The 5,798-nt window shown below is 36.4% G+C and carries 3 protein-coding genes; 1 reads left to right on the top strand and 2 read right to left on the bottom strand.

Going from position 1 to position 5,798, the window contains the following annotated elements; all coding sequences use genetic code 11:
- The coding region (locus tag R3333_RS11875; protein ID WP_318958994.1) for a choice-of-anchor J domain-containing protein at positions 1-1,660 on the bottom strand (1,660 nt) is incomplete at its 3' end.
- A gap of 417 nt (positions 1,661-2,077) precedes the next feature.
- Between R3333_RS11875 and R3333_RS11870 the strand changes: the two genes are divergently transcribed.
- Positions 2,078-2,812 (top strand): T9SS type A sorting domain-containing protein, encoded by a 735-nt coding sequence (locus tag R3333_RS11870; RefSeq protein ID WP_318958993.1) that lies wholly within the window; start codon positions 2,078-2,080, stop codon positions 2,810-2,812.
- Positions 2,813-3,213: 401 nt separating this feature from the next.
- Here the strand turns inward: R3333_RS11870 and R3333_RS11865 are convergent, their stop codons facing one another.
- Positions 3,214-5,646 (bottom strand): Na/Pi cotransporter family protein, encoded by a 2,433-nt coding sequence (locus R3333_RS11865; protein ID WP_318958992.1) that lies wholly within the window; start codon positions 5,644-5,646, stop codon positions 3,214-3,216.
- Positions 5,647-5,798: the final 152 nt, after the last annotated feature.

The following is a 5,798-nucleotide window of genomic DNA, read 5'->3' as shown; positions in this document are numbered from 1 at the left end:
TGTTGTTTACAACTGCATCTTCAACACTTGTAGCTCCTGTAATAGAAGTTTCGTAAGCATTGTAAATTTCGTTTGTAGTTGTGTTTACAAAGTAAGCAACAGCGTGCATGTTTCCTGGGAACCATTCAGCGTGGTTGTAGTTGAATGTAAATGTGTGAGAGAAAACATCTCCGTTGTTGATTTGTCCTGCTGGTACAGATCCATCAATACCATTCCACTGATCGTTTGCGATAGCTTCAGCAACGTGATCGTAACCACCGAATACTGTACTAACGTCAACTTGCTGTGGTAAGTTTTGCCAGTTGTACTGATCTCCTTCTGGAGTAGTGTGAGGAACTGGGTTACTTCCTCCCGCGAAAGCGTTTGTTTGCGTCCATCCTGTTCCAGAACCTCTAACGTTATCTTGTACTAAAACAACTCCTAAGTTGAAGTTAGTTCCGTCAAAGTTTGCACCTGAAGTAGTTTCAACCGTAACTGTTAAAGTGTTTCCAACTAAATCAGCTGAAGTAATGTTAACAGAAACTGGAGCAACTAAGTTTTTTCTTGCGTTGAAAGAAGCTTGCATGTTTGCTGCGTGCGCACCTACAGCTCTATCAGCAGCTGCGTATGGGTAACCACCGAAGTCTGGCAAAGCAGATGATTGACTATCGTAAGAAGCGATTGCCATTGGATCTTGGTTGTGAATAGCGATACCGATGAATTTATCTTCAACGTTTCCTACGTTATCCATTGCCGCAGTTCCAGATGGACAGAACTGACACCATGTACCAGTTTTTTCTTCGACCATCACGTACTTGTCAAAAGAAGTATTTACGATTTCTCCAATTACTCCTGTAGCACAATCATTTGTGTTGTCAGCATCACCAGCAACTGTTGCACATACATCTAAAGTGTAAGGTCCGTTTCCTGATAATGGGAAGTTTGTTGGGTGAGTGAAGTTATAAGTTGATCCGTAAGGAATGTTAGCTGTAATAGTAGCTGTAACAGGTCCTGAACCATCGTCATAACTTAAATCGAAAGATGTAATTGTGTTTGCTCCGTTGTTTGTAACAACTCCTTCAATAGGAGCAGAAGCTCCACTTGCAAAATCAGGAAGTGAAACGCTTGTTAAAACGATATCATCACTTGCGATTTGTTCAATTTTAAGGTTGTCAACAAGAACAATGAATTTATCATATGAATCATGGTGTCTAATACCTAAGTATACTGTTTGACCAATGAAAGATGACATGTCGAAAGAGATTTTCTCCCATGCACTTGCTGATGGTGTACCTGTGTAAAGTACTGTACCAGCAGCTAGATCAGCTGCAGTAGAACCTGTTGCAGCGTATACTGTAATTTTATCAAGGTAACTTCCGTCAGCATTTAATGCATCCATTGTAAAGAATACGTTACCTGAAGCAGACGTTAAATCAATTGCTGAAGAAATTAACCAGTTGTCTGGGTCAAATGCAACGTTGTTTTGCCAAGAACGAGAAAGTGCAGCTTTTCCACCTCCACTTAAGTTGGCGTCTTCCCACAAGTTTCCGTCTCCGTCAGCATCAACGTTAGTCCAGTTAGAAATACCGTTTGCTTCGAAATCTTCCTCGAAATAAACAGTTTGTGCACTAGCACCTAAAGCAAAAGCCGTAAGTCCTAATGTAAGTAATGATCTTTTCATGTTTTATAGTTTTAGAATCTAATTCCAACAAATATGGTTAAAAACTTAGCTCATTCCTATTTCTTAAAACTGAAATAATGTTTTAATATAATATTTCTAATAGAGTATATGTTGGACTTTTTTAAGCAAAGAGTTCGTCTATATGTAAGCGTCACTCTCCCTTAAGTGAATACTTAAAACGCCTGTAGTCCTTTGTTTTTAAGGGTTTCTTCAAAATTTTGTTACGGCGTGTAGGTGAGCTTTTACTGTAATAATGTTAATTCAATCAAATTGGATTGCTAAAGAATAGGTAGCTTATTGGAAAGGGAAAACTTTCAAATAGGACTCCTAGATTAACATCCTTTTAACATTAATGATTTAGTTGTTTTACCGTGTTTTTCGTATCTTTAAGACTTAAACAAATAATTGCAGAACTATATGAAAAAAATATTACTCTTAGGATTGTCGCTTTTTAGTGCATATTCCTTTTCTCAAGATATAGGTATTTATGTGGAAAACACCACAGTAAATATCGCAGGAACTGAGACCGTGGTGGTTGTGGAGGATCCAAATAACTGGGAAGGTCACCTTACACTTGACGTCGTAAATGAAGGTTCTACAGATTTAAATGTTACAATTAGACGTGTTCGTATGGATTTCGTTGCGGGTACAGAAGATGCTATTTGTTGGGGGCCAGATCCGTTAACAGGTACATGTTATTCTAAAGAAGACGTTTCTTCTTCAGATGATTGGAGTACAAGTTTGGAAAGCTTAGGAAGTCAAGAAACAGGTTGGTTGGCGCTTTACTATTATGCGAATGATAATAGAGGAGATGCTACTTACAGATACTATGTAATTGATGAAAACGACAATAAATTGGATTCAGTTGACGTAAGATGGGATAGCCAGTCTGTTGGAACAGAAGAAGCTTCAATTCCAGAAATTAGTGTTTACCCAAATCCGGCTCAAAACGTATTGAATGTAAAATTCGATAACAATGGAGAGGATTACGGTTTAAGAATTGTTGATATTTTAGGGAATGTTGTTTTTGATGAGGCAACAATTACATCTGGTAAAATTGATATTTCAAACTTAAACTCTGGTGTTTACTTTTACTCTTTGACGCACAGAGGAGAAGCAGTTAAAACAGACCGTTTAGTAGTTAAGAAGTAGGAATTACTTAGATATAAAATTTGGAGAGTGGTAGCCCTAGGGTTGCCACTTTTTTTATGCCCAAGATTTCACCGATTAACGTAGGGCTAAAGTTAATGGTAAACGATTATAGTTGGATGATGAATGGAGCTGCTTAGGTAATTTACCACTACTTACTTATCCAATGTTTACAATAGAATTGATGCAGCTTTTCATGTATTTATACGTGTATGACAGAAATCCTTTCATGACGCTTTAATTGATGCCTTTAATTGTCTTAGGAAAGAGTTCCGAGTTCGATGTATATGACCTATTTATAGGCACTTCTCTTTAGACCACTTTGGAACATCAAATTAAAATTTAACCCACAAAAAAGCCCTGATAAGTATACTTACCAGGGCTCAATATTAATTGCTTATTGTTTAGATTTCTCCAACAATTGCTTCTGTTACATTAATGATGTGGTCACCAATTTTCTCACAAGAGTAGAAGATATCATTGTAAATCATTCCACTTTGAATATTGAATTCTGGATCTTCCATGTTTTTCAAGTACTCGTTACGTAATTCGTTACGCTTGTTGTTTATTTTGATCTCTGCATTGTTTGCATCAATAATAGAAACACTGTCTTTGTGAGCGTTCAAGTTATTGGTCATTACTTCAAATGCTTCGTCAATTAACTTAAACATCTCTTGAAGATTAGTACGTTGAGTTGGGCTGAACCAAATTTTCTCTACGTCTTTTCTTTCCAAAGTTTTAGAAATCTGGAAGAAGATATCACCAATTCTCTCAAGGTCATTAGCAATACTGTTCATTCCTCTTACACGCTTAGATGCTTCTTCAGTCATTTCACCTTCAGAAACCTTGTTCAAGTAGTTTGCGATTTCGATCTCAACTCTATCTGTAATCGTTTCGTACTTTTCTAGTTTAGCGTATAAGTTGCTCTTTTCTTTTTTGTTTTTCTCCACCAACAATTGTTGTGTGAATTTTGACATTTTAGAAGTGATTCTACCGAATTTAGCTAATTCTTTTTTCGCTTCTAAGATTGAAAGTTCAGGAGTATTTAAAATTCCAGTTCCAATGAAGTCTAAGTGGAATTCTTCGTCCGCTCCTCCTTTAGATTTAACTGTTTTCTCTGCAATTCTTACAATTTGTGGAACAAACCAGATTAAGATGATAACGTTCAACGTGTTAAATACGGTGTGGAATAATGCTAAACCTACTGTAGACTCTTCTGGTGTTGGGTTGTTTACATCTCCTGCTCCGATAAAGAACATGATACCATCTAAGATGAATGGGAATAATACCAATGCCCATGTTACACCAATAATGTTAAATAAAGAGTGAATTCTTGCTGAACGTTTTGCGTGAACGTTACCGATTAACGACGCTAATTCCGCTGTAATAGTAGTACCGATGTTTTCACCTAAGATCATTGCTGATGCAACTTCGAATGGAATAACACCACCAGCAACCATTGTTAATGTTAAGGCCATTGCCGCAGAAGAAGACTGGATAACTACTGTAACCAATGCTCCTAAGAATACGAACATTACAGGACCGTACCATACATCTTTAAAGTCGATAAAGAACTGAACCAATGCTGAGTCTGCTCCTAATTCTGGTACTGAGTGTTTCAATTCTCCTAATCCCATGAACAATAAAGCAAATCCAATGATAGCTCCAGCCCAAGTTTTAGCTTTTGATTTAGAGAAGAATAATAAAGGTGCACCAAAGGCGATAAAGATTAATGCGTAAGAACTTAAACTTACTTTAAATCCAAAGATTAAGATTAACCATCCTGTAATAGTAGTACCGATGTTAGCTCCCATCATAACTCCAGCAGATTGACGCAATGTCATTAACCCTGCGTTTACGAAACTTACCGTCATTACTGTTGTAACAGAAGATGATTGAACAATAGAAGTGATTCCAAATCCTGTTAGTACTCCTTTGAAACGGTTAGAAGTAATAGATCCTAACATGTTTCTTAAACGAGAACCTGCTGCTTGTTGTAAAGATTCAGACATGATCTTCATACCGAAGATGAACATACCTAAAGCACCAATTAATACCAATAATTTAAAGATACCCCATGTTCTTTCTGCACTGAATTTACCAGAGTTAGACCATACTGTGTGGTGCTCATCTAATTGAATTCCTACTTTGTATACGTAGCTTTCTCCACCATCTAAGTTTTTAAAAGAGTAAGAAACTGTATTTAAAGAGATGTCCGGAATAACAACCCATGGAGATTTCTCTGGATCCGCAGCATTCTGCTTTTTACCAATCTTCGTGTTGTATTTTACGATGTAAGAGGCATTTGGGTAATGCTCTTTAATCTTTTCGATTTTATCTAACTCTAATCCCCAGAATATCTTTCCTGCTTCTTCTTTCCCTTTAGCAGAGAAGTTTTCAAAAACAGAAAATGAAAGCGTATTAAAAGTAGCTTCCTCTGAGTTATAAGTAATGTTGTTGGTATCGTTACCTGCTCCTAAGTAGTAATCGTAAAACTTATTTTCTTCTAAATTTTCGATGACCATCTTATCATCAGAAGTAGAGAAGTATTTACTCACCCATTTATCTTCTCCTTCTTTCTTATACTTAATCGCAATATATTGGTCAGAAGTTAAGATGTTATCACTTTTTAAAGTTGTGCTACCGATCTCTAATGGATTGGTAGTTCTTTTATCTTTATAGTTTTTAAAACTAAAAGTTAGATTACTAAAAATGTCTTTGTCTTGTACACTAGGGTTGGCTACCATTGCTGAATCTACAATCGTAGTGTCATTTTGCACAGCGTATCCCATAAAGGAAACGAAGAACAAAGTAATTAGTAAAAATGTATTTTTCATCTTACGCAATTTATTTTGCTGCAAAATTATTCCAAATGAAATGATGGACATTCATTGCAGTGTTACCATTGTGTTAAGAAAACGCATAACATTTGAGAAGGACGCGAAATTGATCACGGTTAAAATAGATCTGAATCCCTTTATTTACAAGG

It is taken from the genome of Lishizhenia sp. (genome assembly GCF_033720595.1).
Taxonomy (GTDB): domain Bacteria; phylum Bacteroidota; class Bacteroidia; order Flavobacteriales_D; family Crocinitomicaceae; genus Lishizhenia.
The sequence above is the reverse complement of the archived record's forward strand: the minus strand, read 5'-3'. Positions and strand labels throughout refer to the sequence as shown.